Here is a 20211-nt window from a genome sequence, read left to right as displayed (position 1 = left end):
ATGCATACTATCTTTTTTACTTATCTTAGCACATGCTAAACAAATAAATCACAGCAAATGAAAATATTAGTTTGTATCAGTAGTGTTCCCGATACTACGTCTAAAATTAATTTTACGGCAGATAAAACAGCCTTTGATAAAAACGGAATTCAGTGGGTAATTAATCCGCTGGATGAATTTGCACTGACGAAAGCAGTGAAGCTGCAAGCGCAGGGTGCCACCGTTACCGTGGTGAATGTAGGTGAAGCTGCGACTGAACCCGTAATCCGCAAAGCGCTGGCCGTAGGTGCAAATGACGCCATCCGTATTAATACCGATCCGAAAGACAGTTTTTCTGTGGCGCAGGAAATTGCAGCCGTAGCGAAAGAAGGAAACTATGATATGATTCTTTGTGGCAAGGAATCCATTGATTATAATGGTGGTGCTGTTCCCGGAATGGTAGCGCAATTGCTGGATCAGCCTTTCGTGAACGCGTGCGTTGGTCTGGAAGTAGAAGGTTCCGAAGCGAAAGCGGTTCGTGAAATTGAAGGAGGAAAAGAAACCATCTCCGTTAAACTTCCGGCGGTGATCGCAGGACAAAAGGGAATGGTTGATGAGAAGGATCTGATTATCCCGAATATGCGCGGAATCATGTCAGCCCGTACCAAGCCTTTAACAGTGAAAGAACCCGCGGCGGCTGACGTTAAAGTGGAAGCAGTTTCCTATGACTCTGTACCGGCACGCGCGGCGGTAAAAATGATTCCTGCTAACAATCTGGACGAACTGGTGAGACTGTTGCACGAAGAGGCAAAAGTGATTTAATTCGTCTGTAATCTTAAAACTTAAAATATTATGGCAATATTCGTATATGCAGAAAATATAAACGGGACGTATAAGAAAGCTGCTTTTGAGGCAGTATCGTATGCGAAAGCAATTGCAGGTCAGAAAGGTGATACTGTAACTGCTGTTTCTGTGAACCCTACTGATTCTTCTGAACTGCTTTGTAAATATGGTGCAGATAAAGTGATCTGCATCGAAGATGAAGGACTTAAAAATTTCAGTGCTAAAGCGTACGCTCAGGCATTGAATGAGGTGATCGACGGAAACATCATCGTGTTCCCGCATACCACCGATGCGTCCTCCGTAGCACCGATGCTGTCCGTGATGAAGCAGTTTGCACTGATCACCAACGCACTCGAGGCACCGGAAAGTCTGGAGCCCTTCCAGGTGAAAAGACGCGCTTTCTCCGGTAAGGGAGTGATGCACGCGAAGTCTGATGCGTCCGGTGTTATCGTAACGGTTTCCCAAAACGCTTTTGGTGTGAAAGAAAATCCGGCCAGTGGTACAGAGGAGAAAAAGAACTTAACCATCGCAAATGAGGACACCAAAGTAATCTCTCATGAGCAGAGTTCCGGAAAGCTGGACCTGAAAGAAGCTGAAGTTGTGGTATCTGCCGGACGTGGGATGAAAGATCCGTCTAAATGGGGAATGATCGAAGATCTGGCGGAAACATTAGGCGCAGCAACTGCCTGCTCCAAACCGGTTTCCGATATCGGCTGGAGGCCGCACTCTGAACACGTAGGGCAAACCGGTAAAGCGATTGCACCTAACTTATATGTGGCAGTTGGAATCTCCGGTGCAATTCAGCACTTGGCCGGGGTGAACTCCTCCAAAACCATCGTAGTAATCAACAGCGATCCGGAAGCTCCCTTCTTCAAGTCGGCTGATTATGGCGTAGTAGGCGATGCTTTTGAAATCGTTCCGGAATTGACAGAGAAAATTAAAGCATTTAAAAATTCTTAATTGCTGATTTTAATACCAAACCCGGAGCATGCTTCGGGTTTTTTTATGATTTTTTACCAAAATAATCCGGTGCAAATATGTGGTCTGAAAAATTGAATTATATTTGTACTTATGGATTATAAAAGACTGACCATTCGCGGCATTTCGTACAGCCAGACCCAATCCGGCGCTTATGCATTGCTGATGGAACATGAAGAAACGAATATTAAGCTCCCGGTAGTTATTGGCAATTTCGAAGCACAGGCGATTTCGCTCGGCCTTGAAAAAGATATCCATCCGCCGCGACCGCTGACCCATGATTTATTTTCCAAATTCGTAATATCTGCCAACTACGAACTGAGTTCGGTGATCATCTATCAGATCATCGACGGCGTTTTCTTTTCCAATCTTAACTTTAAGCATTCCGAAACCGGCGAGGAATTGATTCTCGATGCCCGTACGTCCGATGCTGTGGCAATGGCAGTTCGCTTCGAAGCACCTATTTACACAACCGAACAAGTGTTAAGTGAAGCCGGGATTTTGCTGGAACTGGAAGAAGTGAATCCTCAGCCAGAAACATACGAAGAAGTTGCTGCAGAAGGAAATCTGTCCTCACTCGCCATGGCGGACCTGCAGAAAATGCTGGACGAAGCGGTGAAAGAAGAGGACTTTGATGCTGCACTGGCCATCCAGGAGGAGATCAAGCGCCGCAAGAAAAAAATCGACTAATTTTTTCAACATCCGATAATGAATCTAAAATTAAGACTGACGCTGCTGTCCTTCCTGCAATTTTTTGTGTGGGGTGCGTGGCTCACAACCCTGGGAACGTACGGGTTTGCTTATAAGCAATGGAGCGGCGCGGAATTCGGCGCTGTATTTTCTACGCTGGGCATCGCCTCCATCTTTATGCCTGCCCTCATGGGAATTGTCGCAGATAAATGGATCAACGCTGAAAAGCTTTACGGCATGCTGCACATTTTGTATGGTGTGACCTTATTTCTGCTCGCAAAAACCGATGACCCAACGCATTTCTTTTGGATTCTCCTCGCCGGAATGTGTTTTTATATGCCAACGTTGTCTTTGTCTAATTCTATTTCCTATAAATTATTAAAAGACCAGAATTATGATGTAGTAAAAGTGTTTCCGCCGATCCGCGTGTGGGGAACTGTTGGTTTTATCGCAGCGATGTGGATTACAAATATTTTCAGTGATCAGCAGTCATTTTCAGAAGTCGGGAAGAGCATCGGAACACAGATCGCTTCTTTTTTCAATAATTCGCTGAATGCTAATCAGTTTTATTTTGCCGGCATTGTAGCAGCCTGCCTTGGGATTTTTGCCTTCTTTTTGCCGGCCTGTCCGCCACCGAGACTCATCCGCAAAGAAGCAAACTGGACTGAAAAACTGGGCCTTGATGCCTTTAAACTTTTTACATCGAGAAAAATGGCACTGTTCTTTTTCTTCTCTATGTTCTTGGGCGCTGCACTGCAGTTAACGAATATGTACGGTGACACTTTCCTGAAAGATTTTGGCCAGGTTGAAGCGTACAAAGACAGCGCGGTGGTGCACTATTCCACCATGATTATTTCGATTTCCCAGATTTCAGAAACCCTCTTCATTCTGGCAATTCCTTTCTTCCTGCACCGTTTTGGTATTAAGAAGGTCATGCTGATTTCAATGGCTGCCTGGGTGCTTCGTTTTGGCTTTTTCTCGTACGGCGCGCCGGAAGGTTTCGGCCTCTTACTGATTATTATGTCCAATATTATTTACGGAATGGCCTTTGACTTTTTCAATATTTCGGGCTCTTTATTTGTGGAAAGTACAACCGACAGTAAAATCAGGTCTTCTGCGCAGGGTGTCTTTATGATGATGACCAACGGCTTTGGTGCCATTCTCGGAAGTTCCGTTAGTGGTACTTTAATTTCAGGATATTTCACCAATGCCGACGGAACAAAAATGTGGCATGAGATCTGGCTGTATTTTGCTTTATATGCTTTGGTAATCGCCATTTTATTTTCTATTCTTTTTAAGCATAAACACGATCCGAAAGCGGTCGCAGACTTTCAGCATTAAAAGCTAATCAACATAGCACACTTCTTCGGGAGTGTGTTTTTTTTTGTAATTTGGCATATTCTTAAAAAATCAATCTGAATATAATGAAAGAAGTATTTATCGTATCTGCTGCACGCACACCGATGGGCAGTTTTCTAGGCAGTCTTGCTTCCGTGCCCGCTACCAAGCTTGGTTCTGTAGCCATTAAAGGTGCTCTGGATAAAATCAATCTGGATCCGGCGCAGGTACAGGAAGTGTATATGGGAAATGTACTGCAGGCAGGTGAGGGACAGGCCCCCGCACGCCAGGCAGCAATGGGTGCTGGTTTAAGCAAAGAAACGCCAGCCACTACTATTAATAAAGTTTGTGCTTCCGGGATGAAGGCGGTAATGATGGCCGCACAGTCTATTAAGGCAGGTGATCAGGAGGTGATTGTAGCCGGAGGTATGGAAAACATGTCTTCTGTTCCTCATTATTATAATGCCAGAAAAGCCGTAAAGCTTGGCGATGTGAAAATGCAGGACGGAATGGTACTCGATGGTCTGACAGATGTGTACGGAAAAGTTCACATGGGAGTCTGCGCTGAAAAATGCGCTGCTGAAAACGGACACTCCCGTGAAGAGCAGGATAATTTCGCGATCGAATCCTACAAGCGTTCCGCGAAAGCCTGGGAAGAAGGCAAATTTAATGAGGAAGTAGTTCCGGTAGAAATTCCGCAGCGAAAAGGGGAGCCAATAGTTTTTAAAGAAGATGAAGAATATAAATCTGTAAACTTTGATCGCATCGGATCTTTGCCAACGGTCTTTCAGAAAGAAAACGGAACAGTTACGGCAGCCAACGCTTCTACTTTGAATGACGGTGCATCCGCCTTAGTACTGATGTCTGGTGAGAAAGTAAAAGAATTAGGTCTGAAACCTTTGGCTAAAATTGTTTCTTATGCCGATGCCGCGCAGGATCCGGAATGGTTTACTACGGCTCCGGCCAAAGCACTGCCGATTGCACTGAAAAAAGCCAATATGGAATTGTCGGAAATCGATTATTTCGAGTTCAATGAAGCCTTTTCCGTTGTAGGGCTGGCAAATAATAAAATTCTCGGCCTCGATGCTGCCAAAGTAAACGTAAACGGTGGCGCAGTTTCGCTGGGACATCCGCTGGGCAGTTCAGGTTCCCGCATTATTGTTACGCTTATTAATGTACTGAAACAAAACGGCGGAAAATTCGGAGCGGCAGCGATCTGCAACGGCGGTGGCGGCGCGTCGGCGATTGTGATTGAAAATATGTGATTTTTTAGTATAATTTTAATTTAAACCATTGGGAATGGCTGCTTCATATGCAGCATCTCAATGGTTTTCTTATTTTTGTTTCTTAATAAACTATCCTATGGCGGAAACCGACGTTACAACCCGGCAGAATATTAAAAACAATCCCAAGATAATGAAAGCCTGGGCATTGTATGACTGGGCAAATTCTGTGTATTCGCTGGTGATTACGTCCACCATTTTCCCTATTTATTATTCCATTCTCACCACGATTGAGGAGAAAAAGGAATATGTGCAGGAAACCGGCCAGTGGATTGATGTGCCGGTGCGTCATATGATCCGCGTTTTCGGAAAAGAATATCAGCCGGACGCCATTTATGGTTACTCGCTGACGCTTTCTTTTTTTATAGTGGTACTGCTTTCGCCCTTTCTCTCCTCGCTGGCCGATACCATCGGGAACAAAAAGTCCTTCCTGCAGTTTTTCTGTTATCTCGGCGCCACGTCCTGTATGGGTCTGGCTATGTTCACGGGCATGGATACTGTTTTCCTCGGATTATTATTTAGTATTACGGCGAGCGTCGGCTTCTGGGGTAGTTTGGTTTTTTACAACAGTTTTCTGCCGGATATCGCTACGCCGGATAAGCAGGATGCACTTTCTGCGACAGGGTATGTGTATGGTTATTTAGGCTCTGTTTTGCTGGTGATCATTTGCCTGGTGCTGATTCAGGTGTTGGCGAAAGATGCGGAGCAGGCGAAAATGTATACCCGGATTTCATTTTTGTTGACCGGAGCGTGGTGGTTTGGCTTTTCGCAATATACGTTTAAACATTTGCCCCAATTTGGATTGGTGAAAGAACAATTGCCGAAAGATCTGGTGCTGCTTAACTATAAAAATATTTTCAAGAAACATCAGGAGCAGGGCGGTGTTTGGGTCGTGCTGAAGGATAATATTAAATTCTATCTGGATGTCGCAAAACAAAGTTTCCGCGAATTGTTTAAAGTCGGCAATACTTTATTCCGCGATCGCAATCTGAAGTTTTTTCTGTCCAGTTTCTTTTTCTACAGCGTCGGGATGCAGACCATTTTTCTGATGGCTACGCTTTTCGGCAAAAGTGAAATTAATCTCGAGCAGGACAAACTGATTATGACTTTGCTCGTTATTCAGATTGAAGCCATTATTGGCGCGGTTGTATTTTCGAGACTGTCACGCCGCATTGGAAACAAGAATGTGATTTCCATTGCCATCGTGCTTTGGATTGTAGCCTGCCTTTCTGCGTACTATTTAAACAAAGAAAATCCGAATGTGGAGTATCAGTTTTATGGTATTGCCGCCATCATTGGCCTGGTCATGGGCGGCCTGCAGGCGATGTCCCGCTCCACATACAGTAAATTACTGCCGGGCAACGGAATGGATAACACCACCTTCTTCAGTTTTTACGACGTGCTGGAAAAGATCGCAATCATCATCGGAACTTTCATTTTTGCGACCATGATTGAGAAGTACCACAACATGCGCTTCTCGGCTTTATCCATGTCGATATTTTTTGCGGTTGGACTAATATTAATTCGCTTTCTGAAAACCAAAATCAATTCCGATAAAGATATTTTGTAATATAACCCTTGCTACGGTGCAATAATTGCTTTAATTATAATATCTACAGGAAATTCCGTAAATTTGCAGTGGAAAACTTATCAGAAACACAGATGGCCAATCCTTTATTTTACGCTAAAATTCTGCTTTTCGGTGAATACGGAATCATCGAGGATTCGCAGGGGCTTACTTTGCCGTACAGTTTTTATAAAGGAACTCTAAAGTTTTCCTCGCTCGAAAATGAGTTTGAGAAAAAATCAAATGAGTCTTTGCGACAGTACGCTGACTTTCTGCAAACGCTTACTTTGCCGGAAATTTACCAACTCAATCTGTTGCAGTTACGCACTGATTTAGATAATGGTTTGTTCTTCGATTCCAATATTCCTCAGGGATACGGTGTTGGGAGTTCCGGTGCTTTGGTAGCCGCGATTTTCGAAAAATATTCGGTGCAGGAAAGAACGCCGGAATCAGTTTCCAAAGACGAACTCAAAGAACTAAAAGTAGTTTTCGGCCAGATGGAAAGTTATTTCCATGGCAAGAGTTCCGGAATTGATCCGCTCATTTGCTATATGAACCTGCCCATTCTGATCGAAAATAAAAACAGCGTTGATAAAGTAAATGTGCCCGCAAGCCAGGAAGGAAAAGGAGCAATTTTCCTCATCGACTCAGGTGTTACCGGCGAAACGGGACCGATGGTGCAGATTTTCTTTGAGAAAATGAAGACCGAAGGTTTCCGCAAAACATTGCAGGAAGAATTTATTCGCTACAACAATGCCTGTATTGACGCCTTCCTGAAAAAGGAAATGACGCCACTGTTCCGGAATCTTAAGAAACTTTCCGTCTGGGCGTACGAACATTTTAAACCGATGATTCCTGAAGGTCTGTATAATGCCTGGAAAAAAGGACTGGATACCAATGCCTATTATCTGAAACTTTGCGGCAGCGGTGGTGGTGGCTATATTCTGGGTTTTACCAAAGATTACGAAAAAGCGGAACAAATGCTGCCCGGCTTTCACAAAGAAGTTATTTACAGGTTTTAAACACAATTTTCAGGCAAGGCTTTTGCAACCGTAGAGATTTCTGTTCTTTATGAAAAAAACATTTTCTTATCGGTTATCGCAGTTGCTGGGTTTTTTGCTGGGCGCGCGCGTACCGGTAACAGCGCTGCTGGCTTTTGCACTGTATGTTTCCACATTTTTTCTTTTTAATCAGGAAGAAAGTTTGCGCGCTTTTGTTTTTGATCTTCGCGTGCACGGTATTATTTTCTGTGCAATCCTGAGCATTTTAGCCGGCGGTATTATCAATCAGTTTTATGACCGCGAAAAGGATCAGATCGTGAAACCCTTTCGGAGCCGGATTCAGAACTTCTTTGAACAGAAGTATTTTCTCTATGCTTATATTATTTTGAATGCGGTTTCGCTGTCCGTGGCAGCTGCCATTTCAATTCAGGTCTTTTTCTTTTTTCTGATTTATCAGTTTTTGATGTGGTTGTACAGCCATAAACTGAGCCGGCTGGTTATTATTAATAATGTCACCTTCGTGCTTCTGTCCCTGTATCCGTTTTTTGGAATGCTGGTGTATTACCGCACTTTTTCGGTAACTATTTTTTTGATGTCGCTGTTTCTCTTCTTTCTTCTGCTGGTTATAGATGTAGTGAAAGATATGATTACGCGCAATGCAGACCGCATTTTTGGTTATCATACAATTCCCAATAGCTTTTCACCAGTAGCCACACGGTTGGTCGTGCTGTCTTTGCTAGTAGTCAATACCTTTGTAGCTGCGCTCTTATTTTTGATTTTAAAGGCTGCCGTAATGCAGTTGTATTTTCTGCTGAGTGTTTTTGTCTTTGCGTTTGGGATAGTATTATTGTATCGTAAACGGGCAAACAGCCGGTTCCTGTTGTTAAATCTGTTCAGGCTTTGGATCTTTGCCGGCGTTTTGGCGATGCTTTTAAATGGGATTCGGCAGTATTTGGACTAAAATTCAGCACTTCAGCCAAACCCTTCCTTATTTTCTGTGCTTAAAAATACTGTATCTTTGCATAAATTATAATTATAAATGAGCAGAGACAAATCATCCCGTCCGGGTAATAACCGTTTTTCACCAAAAGGAAAACCAACTTCGCCACGTGGCAGCAGCCGTCGGGAAGAGGCTGACAATTCCGGCGAAACACGCAAACCAAGAGAGCCGCGGCTGATGTCTGAGTCAGAAGCCCGTTCATTTGACCGTTCGCAAGCTTCAGGACGAAATAAAAGCCGGGGCGGCAAAAACTTTGATGTTCGCACCAAATATGAAAAAGGAGAACGCACTGGCGGACCGAGAAAACCTGGAAAATTTGGCAGGGAAGCAGATGCCGACCGTACACGTTCTTATGTACAGAAACGTCGCCTGGAAAAAATTTCTAAAGAAACACCGAAAGAATCCATTCGGCTTAATAAATATATCGCCAATTCCGGAATATGCTCCCGCCGCGAAGCTGACGAACTGATCACGCAAGGCCTGGTGGAGGTTAACGGTAAAGTGGTTACCGAAATGGGATATCAGGTACAGAAGACTGATAAAGTTATTTTCGACGGCCAGGGGATAACGCCTGAGAAACCAGTATATGTTTTATTAAATAAACCGAAAGGCTACATTTCAACCACAAAAGATGAAAAGGCACGTAAAACAGTTCTGGATCTGGTAGCCAACGCGTCGCCGTACCGTTTATTTCCGGTTGGTCGCCTGGATCGTTCCACAACAGGAGTAATTCTTTTGACCAATGATGGACATCTCACGAAAAAACTGACACACCCTTCTTTTAATATGAAGAAGATTTATCATGTAACACTGGACAGAAAACTGGACCGCGCCGATCTTAATGCGATTGCGGAAGGGATTCGTCTGGAAGAAGGTGTAGCCGGTGTCGACAGTATTTCATACATCGAAGGAAAACCTAAAAATGAAATCGGCATTGAGATTCATATCGGCTGGAACCGGGTTATTCGCCGGATTTTTCAGAAGCTCGGCTATGAGGTGGAAGCGCTGGATCGTGTAATGTTCGCCGGTTTAACAAAGAAAAATATTAAAAGAGGACACTGGCGTATTCTCACGGAACTGGAAGTAAACAATCTGAAAATGCTTTAGCATTTTATTTTAATCCTAAAACTAAAAAAGGTTTCCACAGCTGCGGAAACCTTTTTTTATAATAAAGAGTGACTATTAAATCGAATCGATAATTTGATTTAAAGTTTGAGAAGGACGCATTGCTGCATATGTCATTTCGTGACTTGGCTGGTAATAACCGCCAATATCCTGCGGCTGACCTTGCGCACCGATGAGCTCTTCATTGATTTTATTTTCCTGCTGATGCATTTGTTCCGCAATCTGCCCGAACTGTTTCGCCAGCTCAGCATCTTTGGTTTGTGCGGCCAGTGCTTCTGCCCAGTACATCGCAAGATAGAAATGAGAACCGCGGTTATCGATAGAACCTACTTTACGGGCAGGAGATTTATCGTTAGCCAGGAATTTCTCATTTGCCAGGTCAAGTGCATCTGCCAGGATTTGTGCTTTCGCGTTTTCCTGTGTTTGAGCCAAATGTTCCAGACTTGCCTGCAAGGCCATAAATTCTCCCAGAGAATCCCAGCGCAGATATCCTTCTTTCAGGAATTGTTCCACGTGCTTCGGTGCAGAACCGCCCGCACCGGTTTCAAACAAACCACCGCCGTTCATTAGGGGAACAATGGACAACATCTTCGCAGAAGTTCCCAGTTCCAGAATAGGGAAGAGGTCCGTCAGGTAATCACGCAGAACGTTACCGGACACAGAAATGGTATCCAGTCCTTCGCGAATGCGCTGCAGAGTATAGGTCATCGCATCTTCAATATTCATAATGCGAATGTCCAGCCCTTCGGTATCGTAATCTTTCAGGTATTCCTGAACTTTTTTAATCATTTCGCGGTCGTGTGCACGCTTATCATCCAGCCAGAATACAGCAGGTGTTTCAGATAATCTTGCACGGTTGACGGCCAGTTTCACCCAGTCGCGGATTGCGGCATCCTTCACCTGACTCATTCGGAAAATGTCGCCGGATTCCACTGGCTGTTCCATCAGTACATTTCCGTTTTCATCTACCACCAGAACTTTACCTTCGGCCTGCAACTGGAATGTTTTATCATGCGAACCGTATTCTTCCGCCTTTTGGGCCATCAAACCTACGTTCGGCACGGAACCCATAGTTTTAGGATCCAGCGCGCCATTCTTTTTCATGTCATCAATGGCTGCCTGATAAAATCCTGCATAATTCCGGTCTGGGATCATTGCAATGGTATCTTCTTCCTTGCCTTCCTTGTTCCACATTTTTCCGCCGCCACGGATCAGGGCGGCCATAGAAGCATCTACAATTACATCCGAGGAAACGTGGAAATTGGTAATTCCGTTATCAGAATTCACCATTGCCACGGCAGGTCCGTTTTCCATCGCTTTTGCGATATCAGCCTTGATTTCTGCCTCCTGTGGCAAACCTTTAATTTTCTCAAACAAAGTCGCTAAACCGAAGTTTGGATTGATGTCTTGTTCTTTGAATACATCTGCATATTTTTCAAATACATCTTTAAAATAAGTCTGTACGATAGCGCCGAAGATAATAGGATCAGAAATCTTCATCATCGTTGCTTTCAGGTGTGCTGAGAGCAGAACGCCGGCTGCTTTCGCTTCGGCAATCGCATCTGCCACAAATCCTTTCAGTGCATTTAAGTTCATCACAGAACTGTCGATGATTTCTCCCTCTTTTAAAGGCGCGAGGCTTTTCAGCGTTTGTTCCGATCCATCACTTCCTTTAAAGATAATCTGATATTGTCCGTCTTTAGAAACAGTTACAGATTTCTCCGTTCCGTAAAAGTCGCCTTTGCTCATATGCGCGACTTTCGTCTTGGAGTCGGAAGACCACTCGCCCATACGGTGCGGATTGGCCTTTGCATAATTTTTAACGGCTCTCGGTGCACGGCGGTCAGAGTTTCCTTCGCGCAGGACAGGGTTCACAGCGCTTCCCAACACTTTTGCGTAAGCACTTCGGATTTCTTCTTCTTTCTCATCCTTGGGCTCAGCCGGGTAATTGGGAACAGCATATCCGTGTTTCTGTAATTCTGCAATGGCAGCCGTAAGTTGCGGAACAGAGGCAGAGATATTCGGAAGTTTAATAATGTTGGCTTCAGGCTGCGTAGCGAGCTGGCCTAATTCGGCCAATGCATCTTCCACCTTTTGGTCTTCTTTCAGATACTGCGGAAAGTTTGCCAGGATTCGCCCGGACAGGGATATATCTTTAGGAACAATTTCTACATCTGCAGTTTTCGCGAAGGCCTGCACAATCGGTAAAAAGGAATGTGTCGCCAGCATGGGAGCCTCATCGGTCCAGGTATAAACAATCTTTGATTTTTCTGCCATTACAGGAAGTTTTTTTAGGATTAAGTATTACAAAAATAAGGAAAATTTCAGCCAATCGAAACTGCAATCTGCGGTTCGGTCAGCTTCTGCAAAAAAACAAAGGCTCCCGAAAGAAGCCTTTGCCTATATTAATTAAAAAGGTCGCGGACCTTGTCGAAAAAAGTCTTTTCATGACCGGATGGTTCTGCAACCATCTCTCCATTCGTTAGTTGTTTTTCAAAGAATTCCCGCTGTTCTTTAGAAAGGGTTTGCGGAGTCCAAACATTTATATGAACGAACATGTCGCCTTTGCCATAACTGTCGATGCTTGGTAAACCTTTACCGGAAAGGCGCAGGATTTTACCGCTCTGTGTGCCGGCTTCTACCTTGATTTTAACTTTGCCGCCTACGGTCGGGATTTCTTTATGTGTTCCTAATGCCGCTTCAGCAAAAGAAATATAGAGCTCCTGGTGCAGATTATCGCCTTCGCGCTTGATATGAGCATCCACTTCTTCTTCCACTACAACGAGCAGGTCACCTGCGGTGCCACCGAAAGGCGCGTCATTTCCTTTGCCGCGTACGTTCAGCTGAATTCCTTCGCGTGCTCCGGCCGGAATATTAATCACCACTTCCTCGTCTTCTTTAATGAGACCCTGAGCGTTAGCTCCCGCGGGAATTTTGTCGGCCACTTTACCGATTCCCTGGCAGGTTCCGCAGTGTGCCTGGGTCTGCATCTGGCCGAACATAGTGTTCATTACTTTGATCTGCACACCGGATCCGTTACACGTCGGGCAAGTTTTGGAAGTAGTTCCGGGCGCTACTTTCATCTTTTTCACCTTGATGGTTTTCTGCGTGCCGTTCAACATTTCCTCCAGGGTAAGCTTAATGCGCACCCGCAGGTTACTGCCGCGGGATTGCTGCCTCTGTTGCCCGCCGCCACCGAAACCACCGAAGTGACCGCCGAAAATATCGCCGAATTGGGAGAAAATATCCTCCATGTTCATGCCGCCGCCAAAACCGCCGCCGCCGTATCCGCCACCGCCCATACCGGCGTGGCCAAACTGATCATAGCGTGCTTTTTTCTGGCTGTCGCTCAGGACTTCGTAAGCTTCCGCAGCTTCCTTAAATTTTTCTTCGGCTTCCTTATCACCGGGGTTTTTATCGGGGTGATATTTAATAGCCATCTTTCGGTAGGCTTTCTTAATCTCCTCGCCGGAAGCACTTTTGGAAACTTCGAGTACTTCGTAATAATCTCTTTTTGTCATAAGTTTATTGCTGACCTTACAGCTAACACTTTTTTAAATATTCTTCTGAATTAGTTTCCTGTTACCACCTTCGCAAAACGGATGACCCGGTCATGCAGTTGATAACCGGTTTCAATCACATCCACAATCTTTCCTTTAAGCTCAGGAGAAGGTGCCGGAATCTGGGTGACAGCCTCATGAAAATCCACATCAAAAGAGTCTCCCGGATTCACCTCAATTGGTTTCAAGCCTTTGTCTGCCAGTTTGTTTTTTAACTTTTGATAAATCAGTTCCACGCCTTTTAAGTCTGCTTCATTTCCATTCTTAGATATTTCTTTCAGGGCACGCTCAAAATCGTCCAGCACATCCAACATGGAAATCATCAGATCCTGATTGGCATACTGGAAGAACTCCATTTTTTCTTTGGTGGTTCTTTTCTTGTAATTCTCGAACTCTGCAAAAAGACGGATATAGCGGTCTTTCTCCTCTGCCAAAAGGTCCTTTTCAGATGGCTGCTCTGTCACATTCTCCGTATTCTCAGGCTGCTCCGGCTGAAGGTTTTCTTCCTGCTTATCAAAATTTTCCTCGTGATTATGGTTGTTTTCAGACATAATTTATATTTTAATATCCACTGATTCACAAACAATTTGCCAACTTGCAGGATTGGACAATTAGGCAGTGGCCTCTTTATAAAAAGAAAACCCGGCAATGGCCGGGCTTATACATTATAGTTATAATAATTATTTGGTAAAACGAATTGCCATATCGCGGTCCGTTGCCCGTTCCGCATCTGAAGCCGAGGCCGGCTCTTTTGCAAATTCATTGCTGTATCCTTCAGTTCCTGTTACCTGATTTCCGACACCAAGTTTTTCCAGTTCAGCTTTAATAAAGTTTGCTCTTTTATCTGATAGCTCCTGATTTACAGCGTCACCGCCTGTATTATCCGCATAGCCACCGATTTTAATTTTCGCATCGGGATAGGCTTTTAAGATTTGCGCCAGGTTTTCGATCTGAGCCATAGAGCCGGATTCCAGTTCTGTAGCTTCATTCATTTTGAAGTTCACATTATCGAATTCAAACCATTTGTTTTTCAGTTCTTCATCAGAAGATGCGTTTTGGTAAGCACCGGACTTCAGATATTCAACAATACGGGATTCCATTCCCCCTTCGTATCCTCTGAGCATTTTGCCGTTGAGGTCAATGTCGGACATCGTACGTTCATTGGCGGTAGTCATTGTATCAGCGTACGTGTTATCTGTAGTAGCAGTACTGTCAACCTGCTCATTTATCGCTGTTGTAGTAGTTCCGTCATTGCATTGCTTCCATAGAAAATAACCTGCGAGCAGCACCAAAATCAATGGCAATAACCATTTCCAGATCGAGCCACCATCATTTGCAGCAGGTGGGGTACCGGTCACGTGTGTTTGACCTGCGCGCGTAACCTCCGGTTCGGGTTCTGTGATGGGTGAACTCACAGGCTCGGCTGCAGGCGGAATATTTGTATTGGTCGTCGTATAAGACGGACTTTCTGTTATGCTACCTGTTCCGGTGGACAAAATATCGTCCGTATTTGTATTTCCGGCCATACCGAGTGAAACCAGAGACATTCCTGCCGGAAGAAGTGAGGTCACCATTCCTTTCTGTTCTTTCAGCATTTCCGAAACCTGCGTTTTATCCAGGTTATTATCTGATGCATGTCTGGAGACAGAGCCCATGGCGGCAGCAGTTACCATCGCCAGCAGCGATTGTGCAGAACTTTCTTTAATTCCTGAATAGGAAGCGGTTGTATCCACCACGGTATTCATATTATTCCCGAAAATAGCAGCCAAAACTGTTGAAATATTTTCGTTGCTGGACATCAGCGACTGCAGGTTACCCAACATGTTGACTGAGGCAGGTTCCTTTACGCTGTCCATGACCACGGGCTGATCAGCATGGTCTGCCATTCCTCCCAATACAGCAGGAAGCAGAACACTAATTGCTTTGGAAACCGCTGATTCGCTTTCTCCCAGTTGTGTCGCCGTTTGGGAAACGAGCGCCGGCCCAAGTTGCCCCTTGATAAGTTCAATGATGTTTAAAGCCATAATTTTATTATTTTAATGTTATGTTTCGCTGTAGATGCAAAATTTAATCCAAGTACAAAAAAAGCCCACAAAATTGCGGACTTCTTTTTTGAATTATTGAAATTTTTAATAGGCTTTAGCAAAAATTACGCGCTGCGCTGAAGGCTTCCCGGTAATCATTGACACTCCTTCTTCAAGTTCATTATCTAAAGGAATGCAACGAATCGTAGCTTTGGTTTCATTTTTAATCTGTTCTTCTTCTTCGGCCGTACCATCCCAGTGTGCAGCAATAAACCCGCCTTTGGTTTCAAGGATTTCCTTAAATTCAGCATAACTGTCTGCCTTTGTAATGTGCGTGTCGCGATACTCACGCGCACGGTTGTAAATATCTTTCTGTATCGTTTGCAGCAAATCGGAAATGTATTGATCCAGATTTTCCAGCGGCATGGTTTCTTTAGTCAGCGTATCGCGGCGTGCAATTTCCGCGGTTCCGTTTTCCAGATCTCGTGCGCCTAATGCAATGCGAACCGGCACCCCTTTCAATTCATACTCTGCAAATTTCCAGCCCGGTTTATATTCAGTTCTGTCATCATATTTCACAGAGATTCCTTTTGCACCCAGTGCTTTTTGCAACGCTTCGGCTTTTTCAGAGATCATCGCCAGCTGTTCTTCTCCTTTAAAAATAGGTACAATGACCACTTGAATTGGTGCCAGGGTCGGAGGTAAAACCAATCCCTGATCGTCAGAATGCGTCATAATCAGAGCGCCCATCAATCGGGTAGAGGTGCCCCAGGACGTTGCCCACGCGTATTCCAGCGTCCCTTCCTTAGTTGCAAATTTCACATCAAATGCTTTGGAGAAGTTTTGTCCCAGGAAGTGGGAGGTTCCTGCCTGCAGAGCTTTTCCGTCCTGCATCAAGGCTTCAATACAATAGGTTTCATCTGCGCCGGCAAAACGCTCAGACGGTGTTTTGATTCCTTTAATGACCGGAATTGCCATAAAGTTTTCTGCAAAGTCGGCGTAAATGTCGAGCATTTGTTCAGTTTCCTCGATCGCTTCCTGTTTGGTGGCATGTGCAGTGTGACCTTCCTGCCAAAGGAATTCTGCGGTACGCAGAAACAGGCGTGTACGCATTTCCCAGCGCACTACATTTGCCCATTGATTGATCAATACAGGAAGATCACGATAAGACTGAATCCAGTTTTTGTACGTGCTCCAGATAATTGCTTCTGACGTAGGACGCACAATGAGTTCTTCTTCCAATTTTGCTTCCGGGTCCACGATCAGTTTTTTCGGATTATCCGGGTCTGTTTTCAGACGGTAATGGGTTACGACAGCACATTCTTTCGCAAAACCTTCGGCGTTTTGTTCTTCAGCTTCAAAATAGCTTTTCGGGATAAAAATGGGGAAGTAAGCGTTCTGGTGTCCGGTTTCCTTGAATTTTTTATCCATCTCATCGCGCATTTTTTCCCAGATTGCGTATCCGTAGGGCTTAATTACCATACATCCGCGCACACCGGAATTTTCAGCCAGATCGGCTTTCACAACGAGTTCATTGTACCATTTGCTGTAGTCCTCTTTCCGAGAGGTAAGTTTTGCCATTATATAACGCCTTTTAGTTTAACTTTTTGCCGCTTTTCCTATCCAAAGTAAAAAGTGTATTTTTACTCGAAATTATGCCCGTTGAATGGTATAATTTTGGTGCGGGATGCAAAGATAAATTAATTATAACTTTTTCGCTATATCATGAAAAATATAAACTTTAAAAATTTCCGTGAATTGTTCAGAGCCGGTTCGGTTTTGGCGGTTGCGGCAGCCATGTTGGTTTCCTGCGGTGCTGTAGGAGGTTATACTGAAACAGACGGCGTGTATTATGATCCAAACCGGGATACCCTGCCAACAGGAATAATGGCACATGAGGGGAATGAGGTAGGGTCTTACTATGATTACCAAAACCATGACGGCCAGAATAAATACCTTAATTCTGAAAACCGCGGTTCCAGATGGCAGGACTCGGGCTCTGACTGGGGAACCTATACAGGAACAGAAACCTATTATAATGACAACTGGGGTTCGCCGTTTGGTTTTTACCCGGGTTTCAGTATGAGTTTCGGCTGGGGACTCGGCGGATACTACAGTCCATGGGGCTTTGGATATAGTCCGTTTTACAGTTATTACAGCCCGTACTACGGCTACTACAATCCGTACTTTGGTTATAATCCATATTATTCACCTTACTATGGATATGGCGGATATTACGGTGGCGGTTATTATTATCCGGTAGGACCGGGTTACAATTCGTACAACGCTCCTTCCTTCAAAAGAAGCGGCGCTACGGGTGGTTTCCGCAATACCAATACGGTTCAGCAAGGTAACAGATATCAGAATAATGGTTTCAGAAATGAAAACAGCAACCGAAATTATTCTGCACCGAACAGAAATGACACCCGTTACTATCCGCGAAATGAAACGCCGCGCTACCGCAGTGTTCCGCAGAATAACACACCAAGACAAAGCGTGCCACAGCGCCAGTACACGCCGGATTATAACAATCAGCCAAGATACAGAAGCAATGACAGTGGTTTCCGTTCGGGCAGCAGTGGCGGGTTCAACAGCGGGTCATCAAACTCAGGTTCTACCCGTTCCTCTGGTGGTTTCAGAAGATAAATTACAGCTAACAACGTAACAGAATATGTTTAAAAAGTCTTTAATAGTACTCAGCATCGGTGCAGCCTACCTTTTGCAGGCGCAGGATGTGTCCACTTTAAAAAATACAGCAGATATTTACGCCGGAAGTTCACTTCCGGGTTCTGCTAAATATAATGCCATGGCCGGATCCATGGGCGCACTGGGCGGCGAGGCTTCTGTGCTAAACAGTAACCCGGCCGGAATCGGTGTTGCCATTGCAAGTGATCTTTCTGCAACATTAAATATCGATAAGGTTCGCAATACCAGCACGCTTGCGGGACAACAACTGGATTATACCCTTAAAAATACCGATCTCGGAAATGTTGGTGGAATTGCTTCGTTTCAGGTCAGCGGTAATTCCCCGTGGAGATTTGTAAACGTGGGTGTGAACTACAGTAACATCAGCACCGAAGATTATGTGGAAACTCCCGGTAATGCGGCGATAAATTTTGATATCTCTGATGGAACCGGTGTTATCGATAACCTGACTTTTGCGGGACATGCTTATAACCGTTATGGAAATATGTCCAAAATGAGTCTGGGCGTCGGTGGTAATTATGATAACCGTCTATATGTCGGGGCAGGGCTGAATTTTCACTCCTCAGCGTTGGATCAGTATGATTCTGCTGCGTTTACTTCAGCGGCCGACGGAACTACGGATGTGTATAATAAGCAATACACTCCCTATTCTGAATCTTCAGACGGATTTTCCGCTTCGGTGGGTGTGATTGCGAAAGTTAATCCAAAGTTCCGGGTGGGTGCTGCCATAGAAACACCAACGTGGTGGACGATCAACAGGGTATATCGTGAATACGAAAACCCGGCGGACGGTACCTATGCAGAGGACAGAAAATTAAGCACTCCACTGAAAGCAGCTTTAAGTGCGGCGTTTGTTCCTAATAAAAATTTCGCGTTGAACGTTGATTATGTTTTAGGACTTTCTAAAACTAAGTTTAAGGAATATGGCATAGCCGAACAGGAACTGAATAACTTCTATAGTGACTATGGCCGCAATGTTTCGGAAATTAAAGCTGGTGCGGAATATCGCTATGAAGGATTCCGTCTGCGTGGCGGTTACGGATACGCCGCCGGTGCCTTTAAGGATGTGAGCATCTTAACCTTTGGTGATCAGGGAGCAGTACAATCAACGTCTGCCGGTTCACTTTTAGCCGGAAATCGTTCTACGATCGGAGCGGGTATTGGATATGATTTTAAATCCTTCTATATCGATGCCGCTTACCAGAATGTGAAAGCTAATTACAGCAGTCCATTTCTCGCAGGTTCAGAAAACCTGAATACCGGATATTTCTCTGACCGATATATTGTGAACTCAGATGCATCAGCCGTGTCGGATGTTGATATGAAACGTGACCAGTTTTTTATTACACTGGGCTGGAAGTTTTAAGACCAATTATCATAAAAATGAAATCCGCTTTACAAAAATAAAGCGGATTTTTTTAATGAGTATGAAATAGGTGACTACCCAAAGCGAGCAACACTCCCAAGAGGACAAGACCAATTTTAGTCCAGTCGGTATTATGGTTTTTGCTGCTTTCGAAAATAATCACCGAAGAAATGTGCAGGAAGATTCCGCCGACGATGGCCAGAAAATACGGCTCCAGTGCCGGATTAAAATATTTTCCGAGTACGACTCCCAGCGGAGAAGCAAGTGCAAAAAAGGCAATGATTAGATAGGCCGAAGAAGAAAACTTTTTATTCTTAACTAAAAAAGAACCCAGAATAAAAGAAATGGGAATATTGTGAACCACAATACCAAGGAGAAAGGGATTATGAATATCCGAATCATTTGCCAAAGGTATTCCCTCCAGAAAAGCATGCACAAAAAGACCAAACATTAATGCGAGCGGAAGAATGTTCTTCTTATCGCTTTTGTGATGAAAATGTCCGTGTTCAAAACCTTTAGTTAAGTTTTCCAGCAAAATCTGCAGCAGGACACCGCCGATAACCCACAGACCAATATTCGAATCTCCGGCGTGATACACTTCCGGAAAAACCTCATTAATACAAATGGTGATCAGAAATCCCGCACTCAGAATCAGCATATATTTGGCGAGAGCCTGCCGTTCGCCAAGAATTTTTCCGAGCAAAGCTCCCGTGAGGACACTCAGAATCAATAGTATAATAACCATACGCAG

General features: G+C 44.5%; 17 protein-coding genes. 11 read left to right on the top strand and 6 right to left on the bottom strand.

The features are described from left to right. Window positions 1-57: 57 nt before the first annotated feature. The 9 genes from MVI27_RS06460 to MVI27_RS06420 all read left to right on the top strand — a co-directional run bounded on the left by MVI27_RS06460 (window position 58) and on the right by MVI27_RS06420 (window position 9786). Entirely contained in the window at window positions 58-801 is a 744-nt protein-coding gene (locus MVI27_RS06460; protein ID WP_246959991.1) for an electron transfer flavoprotein subunit beta/FixA family protein, read from the top strand. A gap of 30 nt (window positions 802-831) precedes the next feature. Next, window positions 832-1782: an electron transfer flavoprotein subunit alpha/FixB family protein gene (locus MVI27_RS06455; protein ID WP_246959990.1), complete on the top strand. Its 951-nt coding sequence runs from the start codon at window positions 832-834 to the stop codon at window positions 1780-1782. 111 nt (window positions 1783-1893) lie between these two features. Then, window positions 1894-2490 (top strand): bifunctional nuclease family protein, encoded by a 597-nt coding sequence (locus MVI27_RS06450; protein ID WP_246959989.1) that lies wholly within the window; start codon window positions 1894-1896, stop codon window positions 2488-2490. An 18-nt stretch (window positions 2491-2508) separates the two neighbouring features. Beyond that, entirely contained in the window at window positions 2509-3831 is a 1323-nt protein-coding gene (locus MVI27_RS06445) for a nucleoside permease (RefSeq protein ID WP_246959988.1), read from the top strand. Between the two features lie 83 nt (window positions 3832-3914). Then, the gene (locus MVI27_RS06440) at window positions 3915-5093 is read left to right on the top strand and encodes an acetyl-CoA C-acyltransferase (RefSeq protein WP_246959987.1); all 1179 of its coding nucleotides are present in this window, start codon (window positions 3915-3917) and stop codon (window positions 5091-5093) included. A gap of 97 nt (window positions 5094-5190) precedes the next feature. After that, on the top strand, window positions 5191-6681 hold the full coding sequence (locus tag MVI27_RS06435) for an MFS transporter (RefSeq protein ID WP_246959986.1): 1491 nt from the start codon (window positions 5191-5193) through the stop codon (window positions 6679-6681). 92 nt (window positions 6682-6773) lie between these two features. After that, window positions 6774-7700: a mevalonate kinase family protein gene (locus MVI27_RS06430; RefSeq protein ID WP_246960379.1), complete on the top strand. Its 927-nt coding sequence runs from the start codon at window positions 6774-6776 to the stop codon at window positions 7698-7700. A 49-nt stretch (window positions 7701-7749) separates the two neighbouring features. Beyond that, a complete protein-coding gene (locus MVI27_RS06425; RefSeq protein ID WP_246959985.1) occupies window positions 7750-8640 on the top strand; it encodes a UbiA family prenyltransferase in 891 nt (296 codons plus the stop codon). A gap of 216 nt (window positions 8641-8856) precedes the next feature. Then, window positions 8857-9786 carry a pseudouridine synthase gene (locus tag MVI27_RS06420; protein WP_246960376.1) on the top strand — a complete coding sequence of 310 codons (930 nt, stop codon included), beginning with the start codon at window positions 8857-8859 and terminating at the stop codon, window positions 9784-9786. Between the two features lie 75 nt (window positions 9787-9861). Here the strand turns inward: MVI27_RS06420 and MVI27_RS06415 are convergent, their stop codons facing one another. The 5 genes from MVI27_RS06415 to proS form a co-directional block, all read right to left on the bottom strand. Further along, window positions 9862-12081, bottom strand: a complete 2220-nt coding sequence (locus tag MVI27_RS06415; RefSeq protein ID WP_246959984.1) for an NADP-dependent isocitrate dehydrogenase — start codon at window positions 12079-12081, stop codon at window positions 9862-9864. Window positions 12082-12209: 128 nt separating this feature from the next. After that, window positions 12210-13325, bottom strand: coding sequence for a molecular chaperone DnaJ (gene dnaJ / locus MVI27_RS06410; protein ID WP_246959983.1), 1116 nt, complete (start codon window positions 13323-13325; stop codon window positions 12210-12212). A gap of 50 nt (window positions 13326-13375) precedes the next feature. Continuing rightward, entirely contained in the window at window positions 13376-13915 is a 540-nt protein-coding gene (locus MVI27_RS06405) for a nucleotide exchange factor GrpE (protein WP_246959982.1), read from the bottom strand. 129 nt (window positions 13916-14044) lie between these two features. Further along, the gene (locus MVI27_RS06400; protein WP_246959981.1) at window positions 14045-15388 is read right to left on the bottom strand and encodes an OmpA family protein; all 1344 of its coding nucleotides are present in this window, start codon (window positions 15386-15388) and stop codon (window positions 14045-14047) included. Window positions 15389-15493: 105 nt separating this feature from the next. Further along, complete coding sequence (gene proS, locus MVI27_RS06395; RefSeq protein WP_246959980.1) at window positions 15494-16969, bottom strand: proline--tRNA ligase; 1476 nt, start codon at window positions 16967-16969, stop codon at window positions 15494-15496. Window positions 16970-17113: 144 nt separating this feature from the next. Between proS and MVI27_RS06390 the strand changes: the two genes are divergently transcribed. After that, window positions 17114-18034: a prolyl-tRNA synthetase gene (locus MVI27_RS06390; RefSeq protein WP_246959979.1), complete on the top strand. Its 921-nt coding sequence runs from the start codon at window positions 17114-17116 to the stop codon at window positions 18032-18034. A 25-nt stretch (window positions 18035-18059) separates the two neighbouring features. Beyond that, on the top strand, window positions 18060-19460 hold the full coding sequence (locus MVI27_RS06385; protein ID WP_246959978.1) for an OmpP1/FadL family transporter: 1401 nt from the start codon (window positions 18060-18062) through the stop codon (window positions 19458-19460). Window positions 19461-19512: 52 nt separating this feature from the next. On the opposite strand, the gene MVI27_RS06380 is transcribed toward MVI27_RS06385, so the two are convergent. After that, complete coding sequence (locus MVI27_RS06380; RefSeq protein ID WP_246959977.1) at window positions 19513-20205, bottom strand: ZIP family metal transporter; 693 nt, start codon at window positions 20203-20205, stop codon at window positions 19513-19515. Window positions 20206-20211: the final 6 nt, after the last annotated feature.

Origin of the sequence: Chryseobacterium salipaludis (assembly GCF_022968825.1) — a bacterium.
In the GTDB taxonomy this organism is placed as follows: Bacteria; Bacteroidota; Bacteroidia; order Flavobacteriales; family Weeksellaceae; genus Kaistella; species Kaistella salipaludis.
This window is presented reverse-complemented; position numbering and strand designations above follow the sequence as displayed.

Coding starts and splice junctions, on each gene's coding strand:
- MVI27_RS06460 (WP_246959991.1), top strand. CDS start 58: ATGAAAATATTAGTTTGTATCAGTAGTGTTCCCGATACTACGTCTAAA.
- MVI27_RS06455 (WP_246959990.1), top strand. CDS start 832: ATGGCAATATTCGTATATGCAGAAAATATAAACGGGACGTATAAGAAA.
- MVI27_RS06450 (WP_246959989.1), top strand. CDS start 1,894: ATGGATTATAAAAGACTGACCATTCGCGGCATTTCGTACAGCCAGACC.
- MVI27_RS06445 (WP_246959988.1), top strand. CDS start 2,509: ATGAATCTAAAATTAAGACTGACGCTGCTGTCCTTCCTGCAATTTTTT.
- MVI27_RS06440 (WP_246959987.1), top strand. CDS start 3,915: ATGAAAGAAGTATTTATCGTATCTGCTGCACGCACACCGATGGGCAGT.
- MVI27_RS06435 (WP_246959986.1), top strand. CDS start 5,191: ATGGCGGAAACCGACGTTACAACCCGGCAGAATATTAAAAACAATCCC.
- MVI27_RS06430 (WP_246960379.1), top strand. CDS start 6,774: ATGGCCAATCCTTTATTTTACGCTAAAATTCTGCTTTTCGGTGAATAC.
- MVI27_RS06425 (WP_246959985.1), top strand. CDS start 7,750: ATGAAAAAAACATTTTCTTATCGGTTATCGCAGTTGCTGGGTTTTTTG.
- MVI27_RS06420 (WP_246960376.1), top strand. CDS start 8,857: ATGTCTGAGTCAGAAGCCCGTTCATTTGACCGTTCGCAAGCTTCAGGA.
- MVI27_RS06415 (WP_246959984.1), bottom strand. CDS start 12,081: ATGGCAGAAAAATCAAAGATTGTTTATACCTGGACCGATGAGGCTCCC.
- dnaJ (WP_246959983.1), bottom strand. CDS start 13,325: ATGACAAAAAGAGATTATTACGAAGTACTCGAAGTTTCCAAAAGTGCT.
- MVI27_RS06405 (WP_246959982.1), bottom strand. CDS start 13,915: ATGTCTGAAAACAACCATAATCACGAGGAAAATTTTGATAAGCAGGAA.
- MVI27_RS06400 (WP_246959981.1), bottom strand. CDS start 15,388: ATGGCTTTAAACATCATTGAACTTATCAAGGGGCAACTTGGGCCGGCG.
- proS (WP_246959980.1), bottom strand. CDS start 16,969: ATGGCAAAACTTACCTCTCGGAAAGAGGACTACAGCAAATGGTACAAT.
- MVI27_RS06390 (WP_246959979.1), top strand. CDS start 17,114: ATGAAAAATATAAACTTTAAAAATTTCCGTGAATTGTTCAGAGCCGGT.
- MVI27_RS06385 (WP_246959978.1), top strand. CDS start 18,060: ATGTTTAAAAAGTCTTTAATAGTACTCAGCATCGGTGCAGCCTACCTT.
- MVI27_RS06380 (WP_246959977.1), bottom strand. CDS start 20,205: ATGGTTATTATACTATTGATTCTGAGTGTCCTCACGGGAGCTTTGCTC.